Annotated in this window: 19 protein-coding genes and 2 pseudogenes; 10 read left to right on the forward strand and 11 right to left on the reverse strand. The window is 63.1% G+C overall.

What is annotated here, in order from left to right; genetic code table 11:
- Positions 1 to 165: 165 nt before the first annotated feature.
- Positions 166 to 1,638, forward strand: coding sequence for an inorganic phosphate transporter (locus LOY26_RS21590; protein WP_186659615.1), 1,473 nt, complete (start codon positions 166 to 168; stop codon positions 1,636 to 1,638).
- A 52-nt stretch (positions 1,639 to 1,690) separates the two neighbouring features.
- On the opposite strand, the gene LOY26_RS21595 is transcribed toward LOY26_RS21590, so the two are convergent.
- Positions 1,691 to 3,166, reverse strand: coding sequence for a helicase HerA-like domain-containing protein (locus LOY26_RS21595; RefSeq protein WP_186659618.1), 1,476 nt, complete (start codon positions 3,164 to 3,166; stop codon positions 1,691 to 1,693).
- Between the two features lie 311 nt (positions 3,167 to 3,477).
- Between LOY26_RS21595 and LOY26_RS27130 the strand changes: the two are divergent.
- From LOY26_RS27130 to LOY26_RS21615, 5 genes and pseudogenes are all read left to right on the forward strand, one after another.
- Positions 3,478 to 4,350, forward strand: a pseudogene (locus tag LOY26_RS27130) (cache domain-containing protein); the annotation flags it as partial.
- Positions 4,351 to 4,611: 261 nt separating this feature from the next.
- Positions 4,612 to 5,208 (forward strand): annotated as a pseudogene (locus LOY26_RS27135) (methyl-accepting chemotaxis protein); the annotation flags it as partial.
- 167 nt (positions 5,209 to 5,375) lie between these two features.
- Positions 5,376 to 6,497, forward strand: coding sequence for a glycosyltransferase family 1 protein (locus LOY26_RS21605; protein ID WP_033702769.1), 1,122 nt, complete (start codon positions 5,376 to 5,378; stop codon positions 6,495 to 6,497).
- Positions 6,490 to 7,254, forward strand: a complete 765-nt coding sequence (locus LOY26_RS21610) for a DUF2334 domain-containing protein (RefSeq protein ID WP_186659620.1) — start codon at positions 6,490 to 6,492, stop codon at positions 7,252 to 7,254. The genes LOY26_RS21605 and LOY26_RS21610 overlap by 8 nt, the downstream gene beginning before the upstream one ends.
- Positions 7,251 to 8,243 (forward strand): lysylphosphatidylglycerol synthase transmembrane domain-containing protein, encoded by a 993-nt coding sequence (locus LOY26_RS21615; protein WP_186659622.1) that lies wholly within the window; start codon positions 7,251 to 7,253, stop codon positions 8,241 to 8,243. Before LOY26_RS21610 ends, LOY26_RS21615 begins: the two co-directional genes overlap by 4 nt.
- Here LOY26_RS21615 and LOY26_RS21620 read toward each other — a convergent pair.
- On the reverse strand, positions 8,149 to 8,382 hold the full coding sequence (locus tag LOY26_RS21620) for a hypothetical protein (RefSeq protein ID WP_077068743.1): 234 nt from the start codon (positions 8,380 to 8,382) through the stop codon (positions 8,149 to 8,151). The genes LOY26_RS21615 and LOY26_RS21620 overlap by 95 nt on opposite strands.
- Before the next feature lie 49 nt (positions 8,383 to 8,431).
- Entirely contained in the window at positions 8,432 to 9,283 is an 852-nt protein-coding gene (gene purU / locus LOY26_RS21625) for a formyltetrahydrofolate deformylase (protein ID WP_033702772.1), read from the reverse strand.
- 284 nt (positions 9,284 to 9,567) lie between these two features.
- Here purU and mvaT point away from each other — a divergent pair, with 284 nt between their 5' ends.
- Entirely contained in the window at positions 9,568 to 9,945 is a 378-nt protein-coding gene (mvaT, locus tag LOY26_RS21630; RefSeq protein ID WP_033702773.1) for a histone-like nucleoid-structuring protein MvaT, read from the forward strand.
- A 70-nt stretch (positions 9,946 to 10,015) separates the two neighbouring features.
- On the opposite strand, the gene sbcB is transcribed toward mvaT, so the two are convergent.
- From sbcB to LOY26_RS21645, 3 genes are all read right to left on the reverse strand, one after another.
- Positions 10,016 to 11,452, reverse strand: a complete 1,437-nt coding sequence (gene sbcB, locus LOY26_RS21635; protein WP_186663400.1) for an exodeoxyribonuclease I — start codon at positions 11,450 to 11,452, stop codon at positions 10,016 to 10,018.
- Between the two features lie 70 nt (positions 11,453 to 11,522).
- Positions 11,523 to 11,882, reverse strand: a complete 360-nt coding sequence (locus tag LOY26_RS21640) for a PilZ domain-containing protein (protein WP_033702999.1) — start codon at positions 11,880 to 11,882, stop codon at positions 11,523 to 11,525.
- A 123-nt stretch (positions 11,883 to 12,005) separates the two neighbouring features.
- The gene (locus LOY26_RS21645; RefSeq protein WP_095064207.1) at positions 12,006 to 12,392 is read right to left on the reverse strand and encodes a tol-pal system YbgF family protein; all 387 of its coding nucleotides are present in this window, start codon (positions 12,390 to 12,392) and stop codon (positions 12,006 to 12,008) included.
- Positions 12,393 to 12,572: 180 nt separating this feature from the next.
- On the opposite strand from LOY26_RS21645, the gene pyk reads away from it, so the two are divergent.
- A complete protein-coding gene (gene pyk / locus LOY26_RS21650) occupies positions 12,573 to 14,027 on the forward strand; it encodes a pyruvate kinase (protein WP_258714076.1) in 1,455 nt (484 codons plus the stop codon).
- A 143-nt stretch (positions 14,028 to 14,170) separates the two neighbouring features.
- Here pyk and LOY26_RS21655 read toward each other — a convergent pair whose 3' ends face one another.
- Positions 14,171 to 15,091, reverse strand: coding sequence for an iron-sulfur-binding ferredoxin reductase (locus tag LOY26_RS21655; protein ID WP_156310244.1), 921 nt, complete (start codon positions 15,089 to 15,091; stop codon positions 14,171 to 14,173).
- A 249-nt stretch (positions 15,092 to 15,340) separates the two neighbouring features.
- Between LOY26_RS21655 and LOY26_RS21660 the strand changes: the two genes are divergently transcribed.
- Positions 15,341 to 16,864 carry a fumarate hydratase gene (locus LOY26_RS21660; protein WP_258714077.1) on the forward strand — a complete coding sequence of 508 codons (1,524 nt, stop codon included), beginning with the start codon at positions 15,341 to 15,343 and terminating at the stop codon, positions 16,862 to 16,864.
- 51 nt (positions 16,865 to 16,915) lie between these two features.
- Here LOY26_RS21660 and LOY26_RS21665 read toward each other — a convergent pair whose 3' ends face one another.
- Together LOY26_RS21665 and LOY26_RS21670 are read right to left on the reverse strand one after the other, a co-directional pair.
- A complete protein-coding gene (locus LOY26_RS21665) occupies positions 16,916 to 17,788 on the reverse strand; it encodes a carbon-nitrogen hydrolase family protein (RefSeq protein WP_186659632.1) in 873 nt (290 codons plus the stop codon).
- Positions 17,785 to 18,375, reverse strand: coding sequence for a GNAT family N-acetyltransferase (locus LOY26_RS21670; protein ID WP_186659634.1), 591 nt, complete (start codon positions 18,373 to 18,375; stop codon positions 17,785 to 17,787). The genes LOY26_RS21665 and LOY26_RS21670 overlap by 4 nt, the downstream gene beginning before the upstream one ends.
- Positions 18,376 to 18,490: 115 nt before the next feature.
- Between LOY26_RS21670 and LOY26_RS21675 the strand changes: the two genes are divergently transcribed.
- Positions 18,491 to 18,889 carry a nuclear transport factor 2 family protein gene (locus tag LOY26_RS21675; RefSeq protein WP_033702781.1) on the forward strand — a complete coding sequence of 133 codons (399 nt, stop codon included), beginning with the start codon at positions 18,491 to 18,493 and terminating at the stop codon, positions 18,887 to 18,889.
- A 35-nt stretch (positions 18,890 to 18,924) separates the two neighbouring features.
- Here LOY26_RS21675 and LOY26_RS21680 read toward each other — a convergent pair whose 3' ends face one another.
- Together LOY26_RS21680 and LOY26_RS21685 are read right to left on the reverse strand one after the other, a co-directional pair.
- Complete coding sequence (locus LOY26_RS21680; protein WP_033702782.1) at positions 18,925 to 19,503, reverse strand: DJ-1/PfpI family protein; 579 nt, start codon at positions 19,501 to 19,503, stop codon at positions 18,925 to 18,927.
- A 51-nt stretch (positions 19,504 to 19,554) separates the two neighbouring features.
- Positions 19,555 to 20,712 (reverse strand): phosphatidylserine/phosphatidylglycerophosphate/cardiolipin synthase family protein, encoded by a 1,158-nt coding sequence (locus LOY26_RS21685; RefSeq protein ID WP_186659636.1) that lies wholly within the window; start codon positions 20,710 to 20,712, stop codon positions 19,555 to 19,557.

The following is a 20,712-nucleotide window of genomic DNA, read 5'->3' on the forward strand; positions in this document are numbered from 1 at the left end:
TTTTAGTGACATTTCTCGTTTTTTATCGGACATTTCCTTACCAGATAGCGCGGTATTGCGCTTGCTGATCGCACCTGGATGCCTGCCATCGATCTGTCGCAGGTGCATCGATTGCCAAGGTTTTCTGGCATAATCGCGCCCCCCTATGACCGCCAGACAACCTTCATGATCGATTTATTCAGCGGACTGGATGCCTGGGTGTTGGTGAGCCTGCTGCTCGCCTTGACCTTCGTACTCGCCTTCGAGTTCATCAATGGCTTTCATGACACCGCCAACGCGGTAGCTACCGTCATCTATACCAAAGCCATGCCGCCGCACCTCGCCGTGTTCTTCTCCGGCGTGTTCAACTTCCTCGGCGTTCTGCTCGGTGGTGTCGGGGTGGCCTATGCCATCGTTCACCTGTTGCCGGTAGAGCTGCTGATCAATGTGAACACCGGACACGGCCTGGCCATGGTCTTCTCGCTGCTGGCTGCGGCCATCACCTGGAACCTGGGCACCTGGTACTTCGGTATCCCTGCGTCCAGCTCGCACACCCTGATCGGTTCGATCCTCGGTGTTGGCCTGGCCAATGCCCTGATCAACGACATCCCGCTGGGCGATGGCGTCAACTGGCAGAAGGCGATCGACATCGCCATGTCGCTGGTGGTCTCGCCCATGGCCGGCTTTGCCGTCGCGGCGCTGGTGCTGCTCGGCCTGAAATGGTGGCGCCCGCTGTCGAAGATGCACAAGACGCCCGAACAGCGTCGCAAGCTCGACGACAAGAAGCACCCTCCTTTCTGGAACCGCCTGGTACTGGTGATTTCGGCCATGGGCGTGAGCTTCGTGCACGGCTCCAACGATGGTCAGAAAGGTATCGGCCTGATCATGTTGGTGCTGATCGGTATCGTACCGGCCAAGTTCGTACTCGACCTGAACAGCACCACTTATCAGATCGAGCGCACCCGCGACGCCACCTTGCACATGAGCCAGTTCTACCAGCGCAACGCCGCCACCCTGGGTGAGTTCCTGGCACTGGGCAAGGCCAAGTCGACCGACCTGCCAGAGCAGTTCAGCTGCAACCCGCAGCAGACCGAGCCGACCATCGCGGCCCTGCAGGCTTCGCTCAAGGGCGTGACCGACTACCACACCCTGGAAGCCGACAAGCGCGTTGAAGTGCGCCGCTACCTGCTCTGCCTGGATGACACGGCGAAAAAGGTCGGCAAGCTGCCAGGCTTGGATGCCCGTGAAAAGGCCGACCTGGAGAAGCTGCGCAAAGACCTCACCGCCACCACAGAATACGCACCGTTCTGGGTGATCGTGGCCGTTGCCCTGGCCCTGGGCCTGGGCACCATGGTCGGCTGGAAGCGCGTGGTACTGACGGTTGGCGAGAAAATCGGCAAGCAGGGCATGACCTATGCCCAGGGCATGTCGGCGCAGATCACCGCAGCCTGCGCCATCGGCATGGCCAACGTGTTCAGCCTGCCGGTATCGACCACCCATGTGTTGTCATCCGGCGTCGCCGGCACCATGGTCGCCAACAAGAGCGGCCTGCAAGGCGGCACCGTGAAGACCATCCTGCTGGCCTGGGTATTGACCCTGCCAGCCTCGATGGGCTTGGCAGCTGGCCTGTTCTGGCTGGCGTCCAAGGCGATCGGCTGAGCGGTACCGCTGTAGAAAAAGGCGCCTTCGGGCGCCTTTTTCATGCGCCTCACTAGCGCTTCTTGCCACCCAGCAACGACCCCATCAACCCGCGCACCAACTGCCGCCCCAACTGATTGGCCGCTTGGCGCACCGCAGACTTGATCGCCTGCCCTGCCGCACTCTGCAAGAAGTCACCGGCCTTGTCGGCAAAGCTCTCCTCATCGGCCTTAGGTACGGGCGCAGGCTCCACAGGCTCGCCTTTGCGCTGGGTGAGCATTTCGTAGGCCGACTCACGATCAACCGGCTTGTCATAGCGCCCAACCAGCGGCGACGAAGCAATCAATGCACTGCGCTCAGCGGCACTCAGTGGCCCGATGCGCGATTGCGGCGGTGCGATCAGCACCCGCTGCACCATCGCGGGCGTGCCCTTATCCTCCAGCGTACCCACCAAGGCCTCACCGATACCCAGCTCGGTCAGCACCGCCAGGCTGTCGAACGCGGGGTTGGGGCGAAAGCCATCGGCCACGGCCCGCAGCGACTTCTGCTCTTTGGCGGTGAATGCACGCAACCCATGCTGGATACGCAGGCCCAACTGGGCCAGCACCGCATCGGGCAGGTCGCCCGGCGACTGAGTGACGAAGTAGACGCCCACGCCCTTGGAGCGAATCAGCCTGACCACCTGCTCCAGGCGGTCCTGCAACGCCTTGGGCGTGCCATTGAACAACAAGTGCGCTTCATCGAAGAACAGCGCCAATACCGGCTTGTCGGCATCGCCACGCTCGGGCAACTGTTCGAACAACTCCGCCAACAGCCACAGCAGGAAGGTGGCATACACCTTCGGTGCCTCATGCACCAGCCGGCTGGCATCGAGCAAGTGGATACGCCCACGGCCGTCGCTGCCAGGGCGCAACAAGTCTTCGAGCTGCAACGCAGGCTCACCGAACAGCGCCTCGGCGCCTTGCTGTTCCAGGGTCGCCAGGCGACGCAGCAAGGCCTGGGTGGACGCGCTGGTCATCAACGCGCTGTCTTCACCCAGCATCTGCGGGTTGTCCTTCAGGTGCGCAAGCAGCGCCTTGAGGTCCTTGAGGTCGAGCAACAGCAAGCCTTCTCGGTCCGCCACCTTGAACGCTGCATACAAGGCTGCCTGCTGGCTGTCGGTCAGCTCAAGCAGGTTGCCCAGCAGCAGCGGCCCCATTTCGCTGAGGGTGGTGCGCAACGGGTGGCCGGACTGCCCGGCGATATCCCACAAGCTCACCGGGTAAGCCTGCGGTGCATGCCCCAACCACGGCATGCCGGCAATGCGCTCGGCCACCTTGCCCTGCGGCGCGCCCGCGGCGCCCAGGCCACACAGGTCGCCTTTGACGTCGGCCGCGAACACCGCCACGCCGGCATCACTGAACACTTCGGCAAGGTGCTGCAAGGTGACGGTCTTGCCGGTGCCGGTGGCCCCAGCGACCAGGCCATGGCGGTTGGCGAGGCGCATGGCTTGATGGACAGGCTGGCCATCAAGGCCCGCTCCTACAACAATTTGCGAAGGATCTGACATCTTCTTTCATCCTCTTCTCAAGCTTTGCCGCGTATCGGCCGATACCTCGGGGTGATATTCGCCTAGAACACAGTAACAACCCAACTAGGACTTCCCGGGATGTTGCACTGTCTTGCAGATGTATTCGTGCGAACGCCCGATAAAACCTTAGCGGAACCGATTACACCATGAACAAAAGCCTTCGATTCAGCCACAAGATTCTCGTGGCCGCGTCACTGATCGTGATGCTCGCCTTCAGCCTCTTCACCCTCTACAACGATTATCTCCAGCGTAATGCGATCAGGGAGGACCTGGAGAACTATCTGGCTGAAATGGGCGAGTCCACTTCGACCAATATTCGCAACCTGTTCGAAGGCCGTATCAAGCTGGTAGAGAACCTGGCACAGAACATTGCCCAGGCCCCCAACGACGCTGAAACCCTGATGGGGCAAAATGCCCTGATCACCAGCTTCCTCACGGTGTACCTGGGCAAGGTCGACGGTGGTTTCAGCGTGCGCCCCGACGCGAAGATGCCCGACGGCTACGACCCACGTACTCGCCCCTGGTACAAGGACGGCATGAACGCCTCCGGTGCGACCCTGACCGAGCCGTACATCGACATGACCACCAACAAGATGGTCATTGGCATCCTCAGCAAAGTGTCCAACAGTGTGGGCGTGGTCGGTGGCGACCTGGCCCTCGACGGCCTGGTCGAGATCATCAACTCGCTGAACTTCGGCGGCATGGGCTACGCGTTCCTGGTCAACGACCAAGGCAAGATCCTGGTTCACCCGGACAAGGACCTGGTGATGAAATCGCTGTCGGACCTGTTCCCGCAGCACACACCGACGCTGTCCGGTGAGCTGACCGAAGTCCAGGCCCAGGGCCAGACCCGCCTGCTGACCTTCACCCCGATCAAAGGCCTGCCGTCGGCCAACTGGTACATCGGCCTGTCGGTGGACAAGGACAAAGCCTTCTCCATGCTCAGCACCTTCCGCACCTCGGCGGTGATCGCCACGCTGGTTGCGGTGGTCATCATCATCGGCCTGCTCGGCCTGCTGATCCGCGTGCTGATGCAACCGCTGCTGACCATGACCCGCGCCATGGAAGACATCGCCGAAGGCGAAGGTGACCTGACCAAACGCCTGCGCATCCACAACCACGACGAGTTCGGCATCCTGGGCACCGCTTTCAACCGCTTCGTCGAGCGCATCCACGGCTCGATCCGCGAAGTGTCGTCGGCCACCGAACAGGTCAATGAAGTGGCCCTGCGCGTGATCAGCGCCTCGAACTCGTCGATGACCAACTCCGACGAGCAATCCAACCGCACCAACAGCGTCGCCGCCGCCATCAACGAACTGGGCGCCGCCGCCCAGGAAATCGCCGGTAACGCCGCCCAGGCTTCGCAACATGCCAGCTCCGCCCGCTTGCTGGCCGAAGAAGGCCAGCAAGTGGTGGAACGCAACATTGCGGCGATGAACCGGCTGTCCGACCTGATCGTCACCTCCAGTGCGCACATCGAGACGCTCAACAGCAAGACCGTCAACATCGGCCAGATTCTCGAAGTCATCACCAGCATCTCCCAGCAGACCAACCTGCTGGCCTTGAACGCGGCGATCGAAGCCGCCCGCGCCGGTGAAGCCGGGCGTGGCTTTGCCGTGGTCGCCGACGAAGTGCGAAACCTCGCGCACCGCACCCAGGAGTCGGCGCAGCAGGTGCAAACCATGATCGAAGAGTTGCAGGTTGGTGCCCGCGAGTCGGTCGACACCATGGGCCAGAGCCAGCGCCACAGCCAGGACAGCGTGCAGATCGCCAACCAGGCCGGCGAACGCCTGGACAGCGTGACCGTGCGCATCGGCGAGATCGACGGCATGAACCAGTCGGTGGCCACCGCCACCGAAGAACAGACTGCCGTGGTCGAGGCGATCAACATGGACATCAACGAGATCAACATGCTCAACCAGGAGGGCGTGGAGAACCTGCAGGCCACCCTGCGCGCCTGTTCGGACCTGGAGCAACAGGCTTCGCGCCTGAAACACCTGGTTGGCAGCTTCCGCATCTGATCCGCCTGCTTCGCGAGTGAACCCGCTCCCACTGCAACCTGATGGGAGCGGGTTCACCCCCAGCCAACCCCGATCGAACAAACTATCCTTCTGAAAGGTCAACCTTTAGGCGTGTCATCGCCGGCCCATTACGGCCGGATGACAGACCCGAAGACGATCCCGGAGGGATGCTGATCGTGCACATCGCCGACATCACCATGTTCTATGCCCCCGCCAGCGGCGGCGTACGTACCTATCTTGATGCCAAACACCGCCGCCTCGATGCCTTGCAAGGCGTGCGCCACAGCCTGTTGATCCCCGGCGCCAGCGCGCAACACGCCGATGGCATCTACCAGGTGCCCGCGCCGCCCCTGCCCTTCGGCAACGGCTACCGCTTCCCGGTGCGTCTGGCGCCCTGGTGCAATGTGCTGCGTAACCTCAAACCCGACCTGATCGAAGTCGGCGACCCTTACCTGACCGCCTGGGCTGCCCTGGAGGCACGCCGCCAACTCGACGTACCGGTGATCGGTTTCTACCACTCCGACTTGCCGCTGCTGGTCAGCAACCGCATGGGCAACTGGTTCACGCCCAATGTCGAGGCCTATGTCAGCAAGCTGTACGGCAACTTCGACCGGGTGCTGGCGCCCAGCCAGGTGATGGCCGACAAACTGCGCCGCCTGGGCATCCGTGACGTGCACGTGCAACGCCTGGGTGTGGACCTGGCCACCTTCAACCCCGAGCACCGCGACCCGCACCTGCGCGCCGAACTGGGGATTGCCGACACCAGCCGCCTGTTGATCTACGCCGGCCGTGGCTCGCGGGAGAAGAACCTGCCGGTGCTGCTCGACTGCATGCAGCGCCTTGGCCGCCCTTATCACCTGCTGCTGGTCGGCTCCAACATGCCAGTCAATGTGCCGGATAACGTCAGCGTGATCGACCACTTCTGCCCACCGCAGGAGGTCGCCAGGCTGATGGCCAGTGCCGACCTGCTGGTGCATGCCGGCGACCAGGAAACCTTCGGCCTGGTCATCCTCGAAGCCATGGCCAGCGCCACGCCGGTGGTGGCGGTGCGCGCCGGCGCCTTTGGCGAAATCGTCAACGAACAGTGCGGGCGGCTGTGCCAGGCCAACGACGGCACAGCCATGGCGCAGGCCGTGCGCCAGGTGTTCGAAGAGGGCGTGCGCACGCTCGGCAGCCAGGCCCGCCGCCATGTCGAGCAGCATTATTCATGGGACAACGTGGTGGCCGGCTTGCTGCAGCATTACCAGGCGGTGCTCGGCCACCAACCGCTGGTGCGCGCCCATGGCTGAAAGCGCCAGCGCCCCCCGCAGCCTGATGCTGGTGCTGCACGACATCGCGCCCGAGACCTGGCCCGACTACCAACCCTTCGTCCAGGCCATCGATGAGATGGGCGGTGTGCCCATGACCTGGCTGGTGGTGCCGGACTTTCACCACCGCAACCCCCTGCACCGCTCGCCAACCTTCTGCCGCCTGCTCGAACGGCGCCTGGCGCTGGGTGACGAGCTGGCGCTGCATGGTTTCTACCATGCCGACGACGGCACGCCACCGCGCAGCCCCAGCGCGTTCTTCATGCGCCGCATCTATACCCACGAGGGCGAGTTCTATGGGCTTGATCAGCAGCAGGCACTGCAGCGCCTGGAGCAAGGGCTGGCAGTTTTCGACCGGCAAGGCTGGCCGGTTGCCGGCTTCGTCGCCCCGGCCTGGCTGATGAGCGAAGGCACGCGCCAGGCATTGCGCCAGCTGCCGCTGCGCTATACCAGCACACCGCAGCACCTGTACCGCCTGCCGGACTTCACCGCCATCGAAGCCCCCGGGCTGGTCTGGAGCGCCCGCAGTGCCTGGCGTCGAGGGCTATCGAAGATGCTTTGCGACTGGCAATGCCGGCGTTGGCGTGAAGCCGGCACCGTGCGCCTGGGCCTGCACCCGGTGGACATGCGCCACAAGGCGTCGCGCGAATACTGGCTACGCACCTTGCGCGCACTGTTGGCACAGGGCCGTGTGCCGTTGACCAAGTCCGCCTGGCTGGACGGCCAGGCCAGCGCATGAACCGCCTGGGCTGGCTGGGCCTGGCACTGCTGGGCGCCGTGCTGGTGCCGATAGTGCTGGGCGGTAGCGAATTGCTGCCCAGGCTTCAACGCTTCGACCCCGGCCTGTTGCTGACGCTGCTGGGCATGATCCTGCTGTGCTGGGTGATAAATGCCCTGCGCCTGCGCCTGCTGCTCGGCCAGCAAGGTGCTCAGCTCAAGTACCTGCGCAGCCTCGGCGTGGTCATGGCCACCGAGTTCGCCATCTGCACCACCCCGGGCGGCAGCGGCGGCCCGCTGACCCTGATGGCCCTGCTGGCGCGGGACCGCATCGGCCCGGCGCGCAGCGGCGCGGTGTTCGCCATGGACCAGCTGAACGACCTGCTGTTCTTCTTCTGCGCGATGCTGGCGATTGCCGGCTATGCGTTGTTTCACCGCCTGGGGCACAGCCAGCAAAGCATGTTGCTGGGCAGCGCGCTGCTGCTGTGCTCGGCGTTGGTCGTGGTGCTGGGGCTGCTGCGCTACCGGCGCGCCATGATGCGCTTCAATGGGCGGCTGTTGCGCCGCCTGGGCATGTCCGAATGCCGTAAACGCCGCTGGGCGCGCAAGCTGCTGCACTTCATCGACGCCCTGGCCCAGACCTGGCGCCTGCCCAAACGCACCCTGGCGCTGGTGTTCACGCTGACCTGCGTGCATTGGGGCCTGCGCTACAGCGTGCTGTACTTGGTGCTCAAGGGTTTGGGCGTGGAACTGTCGTGGATCCCCAGCTTTCTGGTGCAGATGCTCTCGCTCAGTGCTGGCCAGTTCAGCCTGCTGCCAGGCGGTGCGGGGGCTGCCGAGCTGACCTCGGCAAGCCTGCTGACGCCCTTGGTGGGCAGCTCGACAGCGGCTGCGGCGATCGTGATCTGGCGTGCAGTCACTTACTACTTTTATCTGCTGGCGGGGGGGCCGGTGTTTGCCTGCCTGCTGGCGCGTCCGTTGCTGGAACGCTGGCGGCGTCAGGCGGGTTGAGCTGGCGCCAGAGCTCGGCAGCGCCGGGGAAGTCGGTGCCGTCGGCGTCGCTCAGGGCCTCGGGATCATAGCGGGCCAGGCAGCCCTCGCCGAGGGTTGGCGGGGGTGAGGCGGTGGCTTTGTCGCGGGGGTCGGCCATGGCGTTTCACTCGGGATTGCCGGGGCTGCTGCGCAGCCCCGTGTCGCTGTCAGTCGAACACCACCGTCTTGTTGCCATGCACCAGCACGCGGTCTTCCAGGTGATAACGCAGGCCGCGGGCCAGCACCATCTTCTCGACATCACGGCCGAAGCGCACCATGTCTTCGATGCTGTCGGCATGGCTGACACGTACCACGTCTTGTTCGATGATCGGGCCGGCATCCAGCTCTTCGGTCACGTAGTGGCAAGTTGCACCGATCAGTTTCACGCCGCGCAGGGCCGCTTGATGGTAGGGCTTGGCACCGACGAACGACGGCAGGAAGCTGTGGTGGATGTTGATCACTTTTTCAGCGTAGTCCTGGCACAGCTGCGGCGGCAGGATTTGCATGTAGCGGGCCAGCACCACCACATCGGCAGCGTGCTCCTGAACCAGGCGCGACACTTCGGCGAAAGCTGGCGCCTTGTCCTTGGGGTCGACCGGCACATGGAAGAACGGAATGCCGTGCCACTCGACCATGCTGCGCAGGTCATTGTGGTTGGACACCACGCACGGGATATCGCAATCCAGCTCGTCGGTGTGCCAGCGGTGCAGCAGATCGGCCAGGCAATGGGATTCGCGGCTGGCCATCAGCACCACGCGTTTTTTCTGCGCCGAGTCGGTCACCCGCCAGGTCATGGAGAACTCTTCGGCGATCGGCGCGAACGCCTCGCGAAATGCCTCGATACCGAATGGCAGGGATTCGGCACGGATTTCATGACGCATGAAGAACCAACCACTCTGTTCATCGGAGTGGTGGCTGGCTTCGTTGATCCAGCCATTGTACAAGGCCAGGAAATTACTGACTTTCGCCACGATGCCAACACGGTCGGGGCAGGCGATCACCAGACGATAGGTGCGCATGAATGAGACTCCAGAACTTCGCAAAGGCGCTCATTCTAGCGGCCCGCCAGAAAAAACGCAGTATGGATTGCACGGCGCGTCTTGTGCGCACCTGCCCACACACACGGCAAGCCGCCGCGCATCGCCATGACAAAAAGCAGGGGCTTATGTAAATTTTTGTTCACGTGGAGAAATGTTGTCACAGCTTAATTAACAGTTAATTGCCCAATTCCATGTTTACTTGCGAGTATGGCCTGTCTATTATTGGCCCACACATTTCTGAACACGTATTAAAGGAACACTCCATGTCCCTGATTAACGAGTACCGCGCCACCGAAGAAGCCATCAAGGAACTTCAGGCCCGCCTGGCCAACCTGTCCCAGGATGACAAGCTGAAGCAAGAGCTGGAGTTCGAAGGCAAACTGCGCACGCTGATGGGCGAGTACTCCAAGTCGCTGCGTGATGTGATTGCCCTGCTCGACCCAGAGTCGAAACTGAGCAAAGCGCCACGTGGCGCGGTCAAGGTCACCGCCACTAAGCGTGCGCGCAAGGTCAAGCAATACAAGAACCCGCACAATGGTGAAGTGATCGAAACCAAAGGCGGCAACCACAAGACCCTGAAAGAATGGAAAGCCAAGTGGGGTGGTGACGTGGTTGAAAGCTGGGCGACCCTGCTGGACTGATAGTCCGCACGCTCACATTGCTTGACGCAACAAAAACGCCGGCTCGATGCCGGCGTTTTTGTTTGTCCGTTCAGGGCGCAATTGCAAATTGTGTCTTCAGTTTACCGGCGTGTTCCTGCCAGGCGTTCAATACCTGGCGGCCCGCCTCGTCGGCGCTTTCCCAGGCACGCTGGCGCGCCTGCTCGAAATCACCCAGGGTATTCGGCGCGCCCCACTGCGGGTCGCTCAGACGTTGCTGACAGAATGCATACCAGCGCTGGCGCTCTTCGCTATTCAAGGTGTCAGGGAAGTTGCGTGCCCGATAACGGAACAACAGTTCAGGCATGCGCGGGTCATCGAACATCCAGTGCCCCTGGCCCAACTGCGCGGGTTCCAGCGTGCGAACTTGCTCGCACAAACGGCGGTCGCGGTCCCCTAGAAAACCGTCATACAACTGTTGTTCAGGGTCTTCACTTGGCGTGAAATCATCGTTGCCATAAATGTGCGCCAGCTTGTCTTGCCAGTCCGCCTGTTGATTGGCCAATTGCTCGCCGCGCCATTGTAACAACGTCAAGTCCACACCCAAGCGCTGTTGATCGGCCGGGCGCAATACCGAGAGCGGTGCCAGCACCGGGCAACGGTTGATCTGCACCAATTTAAGCGGAACGGGTAATTCACCTTCGGCCAGATCTTCATGCCGGGTATACAAGCGCTGGCGAAGAACTTCGGCACTTTCCCGTATTAACGGTAGGGTTTCCTGATGGAGGTCGCAGACAATCAGGGCATTGCGATTGCGCGGGTGCCACGCCAGCGGCAGGACCACCCCCAGGTAATTACGCGCCGCCGAAAATCGCCCAGAGATATGGACCAGTGGCTGCAACAAACGAACCTGCTCCATCACTTTATGTTTGCTGCGCAACTGAAACAGCCACTCATACAACTTCGGTTGTTTTTGACGAATCAAGCGCGCCAGGGCAATAGTGGCCCGCACGTCGGAAAGTGCTTCGTGGGCATGGCCATGGTCGATGCCATTGGCTTTGCTGAGCAGTTCAAGGCGCAGGCTGGTGCGGCCATCCTGCTGCGGCCACTCGATGCCTTCAGGGCGCAGTGCATAGGCCGTGCGCACGATGTCGATCAGGTCCCAGCGGCTGTTGCCGCCCTGCCATTCACGGGCGTAAGGGTCAAAAAAGTTGCGGTACAGGCTGTAACGCGTCACCTCATCGTCGAAACGCAAGGTGTTGTAGCCGGCACCACAGGTGCCAGGGCGCGCCAGTTGCTCGTGCACGCGGGTCATGAACTCGGCTTCGCACAGCCCCTGGGCTTGCAGTTGCTGCGGGGTGATACCGGTTACCAGGCAGGCGGCCGGGTGCGGCAGGATGTCGTCGGAGGGGTTGCAAAAGAGGCTGATCGGTTCTTCGATCTCGTTGAGGTCGAAATCGGTGCGTACACCGGCCACCTGCAGTGGCCGGTCGCAGCGCGGGTTGATGCCAGTGGTTTCGTAGTCGTGCCAGAAAATGCTGGAGCTCACGGGGTCGTCCTGTATCAAGGTCGACCCGATTCTAGCGCGATTCTCGCGCGCCAAGGCTCAGGGGGGGGGGTCAGGCGGATGCGTTGGCGGGGCGGAAACTGAAATAGTCGCGCAACGAGCGGACGAATTCATCGTACTCGCGGGGCGCCTGCAGCAACATGAAGCCAGAATCGTAGTTGCCGGGCGTCTGGTCTTCGCGGCACCACAGGCAACTGGCGGTGAGGTTGATGAACTGATACCCGCCACCGGCCAGCGGCAAGCGCAGTTGCAGTTCGTAGTCTGGCCCGACCAGTACCGGCAGCTGGCTGATCAGCATCAGCCCATCTTCGGAGGCATTACCCAGCTGGCCGATCGCCTGATCGGTAAAACGGTTGAAGACCTTGAGAACGCAGGGCAACTGATGGCGTTCGATATGCCGCTTGTTGAACATGATCACAAGTGCAGTCCGTACCCGGTGCCAGGAATGCGAGGTACTGGCGGTTGTTGTAACAACTGAGTTACAGATTAGCGCAGCGCGCACGGTAAATCCCGTGAAATAAATCACACCTTCGCATTAACGCCAAGGGGTGGCCTTCACCGGGTTGGCCACGGCCGCTTCGGCACCGCGGTAATGGCCAAGCTGCTCCAGTGTTTGCAGGCGAGCCTGGGCACGGTACGCGTATTCGTTGCCGGGGTACTGCTGGATCAGGTACTCGTAGGTCTGCGCTGCATCCACGAACAACTTCTGGCGCTCCAGGCACTGGCCGCGTAGCAGCGACACCTCCGGGTGGACGAACGGTCGCGCGCGGCTGGTGCGGTCAACCTGCGACAGCTCCAGCATGACCCGCTGGCAATCGCCGCGGTCATAGGCACGGTAGGCGTTGTTCAAGTGGTGGTCCATGGACCAGCGGGTGCAGCCGACGGCGCTGGCCGCCAAGGCTAAAACGATCAGGGCTCGCATGGGGGGTCTCCTTTGATGCCAGTGTATCGGCCTTTGCCGATAAATCTTCACACCCTTTTGCAAGGATGGCCTGACCGTTCAAACGCCACCCTGCCTCGCTCGCAGGTAGTGCAACGGAACAATGACTACAGCGCGATTCAGGAGTAGCCTTTCGCTGCGCTTCACTATAGGAGTCTGTGCATGACCATCCGCCGTACCAAAATCGTCGCCACCCTTGGCCCCGCCAGCAACTCGCCGGAAGTGATCGAACAACTGATCCTTGCCGGCCTGGACGTGGCACGTCTGAACTTCTCCCACGGCACCCCGGACGAGCACAAAGCGCGCGCCCGCCTGATCCGTGACATCGCCGCCAAGAACGGCCGCCATGTCGCTTTGCTGGGCGACCTGCAAGGTCCGAAGATCCGCATCGCCAAGTTCAGCAACAAGCGCATTGAATTGAAGATCGGTGACACGTTCACCTTCTCCACCGCCCACCCGCTGACCGAAGGCAACCAGGACATCGTCGGTATCGACTACCCCGACTTGGTCAAGGACTGCGGCGTTGGTGACGAACTGCTGCTCGACGATGGCCGTGTGGTCATGCGCGTCGAGACCGCTACCGCTGATGCACTGCACTGCGTGGTGATCATCGGTGGCCCGCTGTCGGACCACAAAGGCATCAACCGCAAAGGTGGCGGCCTGACCGCGCCGGCCCTGACCGAAAAAGACAAGGCCGACATCAAGCTGGCCGCGGAAATGGACCTGGACTACCTGGCCGTATCGTTCCCGCGTGACGCCAGCGACATGGAATATGCCCGCAAGCTGCGTGACGAGTCCGGCGGCAGCGCCTGGCTGGTGGCCAAGATCGAGCGTGCCGAAGCCGTTGCCGACGACGAGACCCTCGACAAGCTGATCGCCGCCTCCGACGCAGTGATGGTTGCCCGAGGCGACCTGGGTGTGGAAATCGGCGACGCCGAGCTGATCGGCATCCAGAAAAAGATCATCCAGCACGCCCGCCGCAACAACAAGGCGGTGATCGTGGCGACCCAGATGATGGAGTCGATGATCCAGAACCCGATGCCGACCCGCGCTGAAGTGTCCGACGTGGCCAACGCCGTGCTCGACAACACCGATGCGGTGATGCTGTCGGCCGAAAGTGCTGCCGGTTCCTACCCGATCGAAGCCGTACAGGCCATGGCGCGGATTTGCCAAGGTGCCGAAAAGCACCCGACCAACCAGAAATCCAGCCACCGCCTGTACACCACCTTCGAGCGTTGCGACGAAAGCATCGCCCTGGCGGCCATGTACACCGCCAACCACTTCCCGGGCGTCAAGGCGATCATTGCCCTCACCGAAAGTGGCTACACCCCGCTGATCATGTCGCGCCTGCGTTCGCACGTGCCAATCTTCGCCCTGTCGCCGCACCGCGCTACCCAGGCTCGCGCCTCGATGTTCCGTGGTGTCTACCCGATCGCCTTCGACCCGGCTTCGCTGCCGGCCGACAAGGTGAGCCAGGCGGCGGTCGACGAACTGCTCAAGCGTGGCCTGGTGCAACAGGGTGACTGGGTGATCCTGACCAAGGGCGACAGCTACCACACCATCGGTGGCACCAACGGCATGAAGATCCTGCATGTCGGTGATCCGCTGGTCGGCTGATAGCCTTCCTGGGGGGGCCGCTCTGCGGCCCCTTCGCGGGGCAAGCCCGCTCCCACAGTTACCCTTCTGAACTCAGGCGCAGTCAGGTCCCTGTGGGAGCGGGCTTGCCCCGCGAAAGGGTCGGCATAGGCGCGCAACATTCCTCAGGCATGCTCGACAAACACATCGGCAAACACCTGGTTCCTCGGCACACCCGCAATAAACAGCCGCCGCGCAAACCGCTCGACACTCCCCGGCGAGCCACACAGCAGCGCGATGGTCTGCCGTGATGACGGCCGCAACGCCGCCAGCGCTTCATCCAGCTGCTCCGCCAGCACCTGCTCGACACGCACCCCGTCCATTGCCAGCAACGGCTCAGCCAGGTAATGCCCGGCGTGCTCACGCGCCACATGCAGCACCCTGATCTCACCCCGATGCCCCTGGCGCAGCGCCTCGCGCAAGATGCCCCACAATGGCGCAAGCCCCGTCCCGGCCGCCAGCAACCACAGCGCACGGTCCTGCCAGTCCGGGTCATAATGCAACGCCCCGCCCCTCAGCTCGCCCAGACGCAGTTCATCGCCAACCCGCAAGGCCCGGGCCTGGTCACAGAAAGCCCCTGGCCGCTGGCAATCGACATGAAACTCCAGCAAGGCGTCTTCACCCGGCAGGCTTGCCAAGGAATACGGTCGCGCGACCGCACCGTTCCACAGCACCAGATGCTGGCCGGCCTGATACCGCAGCGCCCGCTCCGGCCGCAGGCGCAAGCGCAACACATCGCCAAACCAGTCCAGTTCACACACCGTTGCGGGCACCCCTTCGAGCTGCGGGTCGTACACCGCCACGCGCAGGTCGTCCACCACCCGGCACTGGCAGGCCAGGCGCCAGCCCTGTGCGTGCTTGTCCAGCGCCAACGCCTCGGGCAGGGCATCCACCGGTTGCCCATCCAGGCAATGCACCAGGCAGGCGTGGCAACTGCCCGCACGGCAGCTGTAGGGCACATTCAAGCCTGCCTCGTTCAAGGCATCGAGCAGGTTACTGCCGGTGGGCACCGTCCAGCGGCGCTCGCCCACACAGAGTTCAGGCATGGTCATTACTTCCTTGGTCTACATCGCCACTCTAAGGCAAGCCGCTATCGGCAGCAAAAAGGATGCCCGCCGCACTGCCGACCATGGTCCAGACCACGCGCAGGTGTTTCGCACGGTGAGGCGCGCTATACTGCCGCGCCTTTTTACGTCGGCCTGACCTGCCGACGCCTTGCCAGGCGTTTCGACACACAGGTGTGCAGTGTCGGAAAGCCTTTACGAATGTTCCCGTCTTTAAGAGGAGCGCGCTGCATGACCGTGATCAAGCAAGACGACCTGATTCAGAGCGTCGCCGACGCCCTGCAATTCATTTCGTACTACCACCCCGTCGATTTCATCCAGGCGATGCACGAGGCCTACCTGCGTGAAGAGTCGCCTGCCGCGCGCGACTCCATCGCCCAGATCCTGATCAACTCGCGCATGTGCGCCACCGGCCACCGCCCGATCTGCCAGGACACCGGTATCGTCACCGTGTTCGTGCGTGTGGGCATGGACGTGCGCTGGGACGGCGCCACCCTGAGCGTCGACGACATGATCAACGAAGGTGTGCGTCGCGCCTACAACCTGCCTGAGAACGTCCTGCGCGCCTCGATCCTGGCCGACCCGGCCGGTGCCCGCAAGAACACCAAGGACAACACCCCGGCCGTCATCCACTACTCGATCGTCCCTGGCGACAAGGTCGAAGTCGATGTCGCAGCCAAAGGCGGTGGCTCGGAAAACAAGTCGAAGATGGCCATGCTCAACCCGTCCGACTCGATCGTCGACTGGGTGCTGAAGACCGTCCCGACCATGGGCGCCGGCTGGTGCCCACCTGGCATGCTCGGCATCGGCATCGGCGGCACCGCCGAAAAAGCTGCGGTCATGGCCAAGGAAGTGTTGATGGAGTCCATCGACATTCATGAACTCAAAGCCCGTGGCCCGCAGAACCGCATCGAAGAGATCCGCCTGGAGCTGTTCGACAAGGTCAACCAGCTGGGCATCGGCGCCCAGGGCCTGGGCGGCCTGACCACCGTGCTCGACGTCAAGATCATGGACTACCCGACCCACGCCGCCTCCCTGCCGGTGTGCATGATCCCGAACTGCGCCGCCACCCGTCACGCGCACTTCGTGCTCAACGGCAGCGGCCCGGCCGAGCTGGAAGCGCCATCGCTGGACGCCTACCCGGAAATCGTCTGGGAAGCTGGCCCAAGCGCCCGTCGCGTCGACCTCGACTCGATCACCCCGGAAGAAGTCGCCAGCTGGAAGCCAGGCGAGACCATCCTGCTCAACGGCAAGATGCTCACCGGCCGCGACGCCGCGCACAAGCGCATGGTCGAGATGCTCAACCGTGGCGAAGAACTGCCGGTCGACCTGAAAGGCCGCTTCATCTACTACGTCGGCCCGGTCGACCCGGTCGGTGACGAAGTGGTAGGCCCAGCCGGCCCGACCACTGCTACCCGCATGGACAAGTTCACCCGCCAGATCCTCGAGCAGACTGGCCTGCTGGGCATGATCGGCAAGTCCGAGCGTGGCCCGACCGCTATCGAAGCGATCAAGGACAACAAGGCCGTGTACCTGATGGCCGTCGGCGGCGCCGCCTACCTGGTGGCCCAGGCGATCCGCAAGTCCAAGGTCCTGGCGTTCGCCGAGCTGGGCATGGAAGCGATCTACGAGTTCGAAGTGAAGGACATGCCGGTCACTGTCGCGGTGGACAGCAACGGTGAGTCGGTGCACATCACCGGCCCCGCGCTGTGGCAGAGCAAGATCGCCGAAAGCCTGGCGGTTGAAGTGAAGTGATTCACCCTCCGGCCTGATCGAAAACGCCCGGCATCTGCCGGGCGTTTTCATTTACAGGCTGCGCTCGAACTGCGCTGGCCAGTCGCGCCGGGTAAACACCTGCCCCTGCTCCCTTACCCGCCGCACCGCCGCCAGGTCCACGTCACAGATCAGCCACTGGCTGCCGGCCGGGTCAAGCTCGGTACTCAGGGCCACCACTCCGTCCTTCGGCATGCCATGGTCCGGCGGCACAAACAACCCGGCGCGCCCAATGTTCTCATCCAGCGCCTGCGACCACGCGGCCAACCCCACCGTGGGGCTCTGCAACACGGCAATCTGGTTTTCCAGGGCCCGCGCCTGGGCACCAATGCGCACCCGGTGGTAACCGGCTTCGGTATCGGTGCAGCTCGGTGCCAGAATCAGGTCGGCGCCCCCTTCTGCCAGGCGCCGTGCCAGCATCGGGAATTCGTTGTCGTAGCAGATCAGAATGCCCAGCCGCCCCAGCTGGGTGTCGAACACCTTCAGGCCATCGCCCGGGGCAATGTCCCATTGTTCCCGCTCGAAGCGCGTCATCATCAGCTTGTCCTGATGCCCCAGTTCACCCTCGGGGCCAAACAGCCAGGCACGGTTGCGATAGCGGCCATCGCTGTCCTGCACCGGCAGGCTGCCGGGCTGCAGGTAGACGCCCCAGCGCCGGGCAATACGCTCGCACAGCGCTTTCCAAGGTTCGATCAAGGGCTGGATACCGGCGATAGAAGCCTTCAAATCACCCCGCTGCTGCGCAGGTAACAGCCCGCTGAGTACCAGGCCCGCGTACTCCGGCAACAGCAGCAGCTGAGCGCCGGCCTCGGCCGCTTCGGCGCACAGGCCCTGCAGATGATCGACGTAGGCATCCCAGGTCTTGTGCAGCTCGATGGCGTACTGGCAGGCCGCGAGGCGGATCATATCGGCAGTTCCTTGAGCCAGAACGACATGATCTTTTCAGACGATTCCTGTTCATCCAGGTCGCGCCAGGCGTAGTGGGTGCGCAACGAGGGGTCGTGCAGGAACCCACGATTGCGCCAGAACCCCTGCAAGGGCTTGTAGTGCGCCGGGCGCAGCGGGTGCACGCCCGGCCGTTCCACGGCACAGAAGGCGCAATAATCGAACTCGGCGAGTTTGTGGGCGTAGGACTCGCGCTCGATGAAAAAACGCACCCCCAGCCCTTGGCCACGGTATTCCGGCAGCACCACCGACTCACCGAAGTAGTACACGCTGGCCGGGTCACGCCCCTGGGCCAGGAACGGCTGCTGGAACTCGGCGGCAACGTCCACCAGCGGCAGGCTGGTGGCGGCACCCACCACCTGGCCGGCGTCCAGCGCCAGTACCACCAGGCTGCGCCCGGAGCGGGCATAGGTAGATAAGTAGTCGGCCTCGTACTCCGGCGTACCGTCGTACAAGTAGGGAAACTCGCGGAACACGGTCAAGCGCAGGCGAGCGAGGTCATCGATGTAAGGCGCGATAGCGGCGCCGTGCAACAGGCGGATTTCCATGCTTGGCGGTCGTTTTGTCGATGTGGATGACGCGCTCGGCTAAGCCGGGCTTGAGGGGAAACCCTATCATCCAAGCCAACGCACCGCCTTTTCCCAACACGACAGGAATTGTTCCATGACCGCTACCGAACTGGTAAATGCCTACTACGCCGCCTTCAATGCCGGTGACATGCCCGGCTTTCTCGCACTGCTGAACGAAGATGTGATCCACGACATCAACCAGGGCGAGCGGCAGATGGGCAAGGCCAGGTTTGCCGCGTTCATGGACAAGATGAACCGCTGCTACCGCGAGCGCCTGGCCGATATCGTGGTCATGCAGAATGCCGACGGCAGCCGCGCAGCCGCGGAGTTCACCGTGCATGGCGAGTACATCGCCGATGACGAAGGCCTGCCCGCGGCCAACGGGCAGACCTATGTGCTGTCGGCGGGGGCGTTCTTCTATATCCACTGCGGCAAGATTGCCCGGGTGACCAACTACTACAACCTCAATGACTGGGTCGAGCAGGTCGGCTGAATCTGCGTACGCTTTTGTAGGAGCGGCCGTGTAGATCAGGCGATACGTGTACCCAGCACCTTGAGGAAAGCCGCCAGCCAGGCCGGGTGGGCAGGCCATGCCGGCGCTGTCACCAGGTTGCCTTCCACATGCGCCTGGTCCACCGCGATATCGATGAACGTCCCGCCCGCCAAACGCACCTCCGGCGCACAGGCAGGGTAGGCACTGCATTCGCGACCTTCCAGCACACCCGCCGCTGCCAGCAACTGCGCGCCATGGCACACCGCCGCAATCGGTTTGCCTGCCTGGTCGAACGCCTTGACCAGCTCCAGCACCCGCTCATCCAGGCGCAAGTATTCCGGGGCACGGCCACCGGGGATCAGCAAGGCGTCATAGCTTTCGGCACGCACCCGCACAAAGTCATAGTTCAGGGCAAAGTTGTGCCCCGGCTTTTCGCTGTACGTCTGCTCACCCTCGAAATCATGGATCGCGGTGCGCACGGTCTGGCCCGCAAGCTTCTCGGGGCAGACAGCGTGCACCGTATGGCCAACCATGCTAAGGGCCTGGAACGGCACCATCGCTTCGTAATCCTCGACGTAGTCGCCAACCAGCATGAGAATTTTCTTCGCCGTCATCGCATCCACTCCTTCCATTGCTTGTGAACAGTCACTGCACGATAGTCGCTCTCAGTCACGCCGGTCGAGCAGGTTGACCACCAGACGGTCGAGCCAACCCCATACCCGCTGCTTCACCCGTCGCCACAGCGGCCTGGCGTTCCAGTGGTCGAGGTCGACCTCTTCGCTCAAGGCGAAGTCACGCTCGAAACTGGCCACCACGGCAGCGGTCAGCGGCGGGTCCAGGGCCTCGATATTGGCCTCAAGATTGAAACGCAGGTTCCAGTGGTCGAAGTTGCACGAACCAACGCTCACCCAGTCGTCCACCACGGCCATCTTCAAGTGCAGGAAACACGGCTGGTACTCGAAAATCTTTACCCCGGCGCGCAGCAGGCGCGGGTAGTAACGATGCCCGGCATAGCGCACCGAGGGGTGATCGGTGCGCGGCCCGGTCAGCAGCAGGCGCACGTCCAGGCCCTTGCTGGCCGCGCGGCGCAACGAGCGGCGCACACTCCAGGTCGGCAAGAAATAAGGCGTCGCCAGCCACACCCGCTGCTTGCCGCTGTTGAGCGCGCGCACCAGCGAATGCAGGATGTCCTGATGCTGCCGGGCGTCGGCATACGCTACCCGGCCCATGCCTTGCCCCTGCGCAGGCACCTTGGGCAGGCGCGGCAGGCCGAAACCTTCAGCTGGGCGCCAGGCGGTGCGCCGGTTGTTGGCGTGCCATTGGCGGTCGAACAGCAACTGCCAGTCGCTGACCACCGGCCCCTGCATCTGCACCATTACCTCGTGCCATTCGCTGGTAGCGCTGGCCGGCGTCCAGAACTCGTCGGTGACGCCCGTGCCCCCCACCACTGCCCAGCGCTCGTCCACCAGCAGCAGTTTGCGGTGATCGCGATACAGGTTGCGCAAGCCACGCTTCCAGCGCAGGCGGTTGTACCAGCGCAGGTACACGCCTGCTTCCAGCAGCCGCTGGCGCAGGGCACTGTTGAAGGCCAGCGAGCCATAGTCATCGAACAGGCAGCGTACCCGCACACCGCGCCGGGCGGCGTGCTCCAGCGCTGCGACGACCGCTTCGGCGCAGGCGCCAGCCTCGACCAGATACAGTTCGAGGTCGACCTGGAACTCGGCGCGGGTGATCGCCTCGAGCATGCGAGGGAAGAATTCGGGGCCGTCGATCAGCAGTTCGAACTGGTTGCCATCCCGCCAGGGGAAGACCGGCCCCGGCAT

Source organism: Pseudomonas sp. B21-047, assembly GCF_024748775.1.
Classification (GTDB): domain Bacteria; phylum Pseudomonadota; class Gammaproteobacteria; order Pseudomonadales; family Pseudomonadaceae; genus Aquipseudomonas; species Aquipseudomonas capeferrum.

Bases quoted from the DNA above. Each gene is read 5' to 3' on its own strand.
- LOY26_RS21590 (WP_186659615.1), top strand. From the start codon at position 166: ATGATCGATTTATTCAGCGGACTGGATGCCTGGGTGTTGGTGAGCCTG.
- LOY26_RS21595 (WP_186659618.1), bottom strand. From the start codon at position 3,166: ATGTCAGATCCTTCGCAAATTGTTGTAGGAGCGGGCCTTGATGGCCAG.
- LOY26_RS21605 (WP_033702769.1), top strand. From the start codon at position 5,376: ATGCTGATCGTGCACATCGCCGACATCACCATGTTCTATGCCCCCGCC.
- LOY26_RS21610 (WP_186659620.1), top strand. From the start codon at position 6,490: ATGGCTGAAAGCGCCAGCGCCCCCCGCAGCCTGATGCTGGTGCTGCAC.
- LOY26_RS21615 (WP_186659622.1), top strand. From the start codon at position 7,251: ATGAACCGCCTGGGCTGGCTGGGCCTGGCACTGCTGGGCGCCGTGCTG.
- LOY26_RS21620 (WP_077068743.1), bottom strand. From the start codon at position 8,382: ATGGCCGACCCCCGCGACAAAGCCACCGCCTCACCCCCGCCAACCCTC.
- purU (WP_033702772.1), bottom strand. From the start codon at position 9,283: ATGCGCACCTATCGTCTGGTGATCGCCTGCCCCGACCGTGTTGGCATC.
- mvaT (WP_033702773.1), top strand. From the start codon at position 9,568: ATGTCCCTGATTAACGAGTACCGCGCCACCGAAGAAGCCATCAAGGAA.
- LOY26_RS21640 (WP_033702999.1), bottom strand. From the start codon at position 11,882: ATGTTCAACAAGCGGCATATCGAACGCCATCAGTTGCCCTGCGTTCTC.
- LOY26_RS21645 (WP_095064207.1), bottom strand. From the start codon at position 12,392: ATGCGAGCCCTGATCGTTTTAGCCTTGGCGGCCAGCGCCGTCGGCTGC.
- pyk (WP_258714076.1), top strand. From the start codon at position 12,573: ATGACCATCCGCCGTACCAAAATCGTCGCCACCCTTGGCCCCGCCAGC.
- LOY26_RS21655 (WP_156310244.1), bottom strand. From the start codon at position 15,091: ATGCCTGAACTCTGTGTGGGCGAGCGCCGCTGGACGGTGCCCACCGGC.
- LOY26_RS21660 (WP_258714077.1), top strand. From the start codon at position 15,341: ATGACCGTGATCAAGCAAGACGACCTGATTCAGAGCGTCGCCGACGCC.
- LOY26_RS21665 (WP_186659632.1), bottom strand. From the start codon at position 17,788: ATGATCCGCCTCGCGGCCTGCCAGTACGCCATCGAGCTGCACAAGACC.
- LOY26_RS21670 (WP_186659634.1), bottom strand. From the start codon at position 18,375: ATGGAAATCCGCCTGTTGCACGGCGCCGCTATCGCGCCTTACATCGAT.
- LOY26_RS21675 (WP_033702781.1), top strand. From the start codon at position 18,491: ATGACCGCTACCGAACTGGTAAATGCCTACTACGCCGCCTTCAATGCC.
- LOY26_RS21680 (WP_033702782.1), bottom strand. From the start codon at position 19,503: ATGACGGCGAAGAAAATTCTCATGCTGGTTGGCGACTACGTCGAGGAT.
- LOY26_RS21685 (WP_186659636.1), bottom strand. From the start codon at position 20,712: ATGCCGGGGCCGGTCTTCCCCTGGCGGGATGGCAACCAGTTCGAACTG.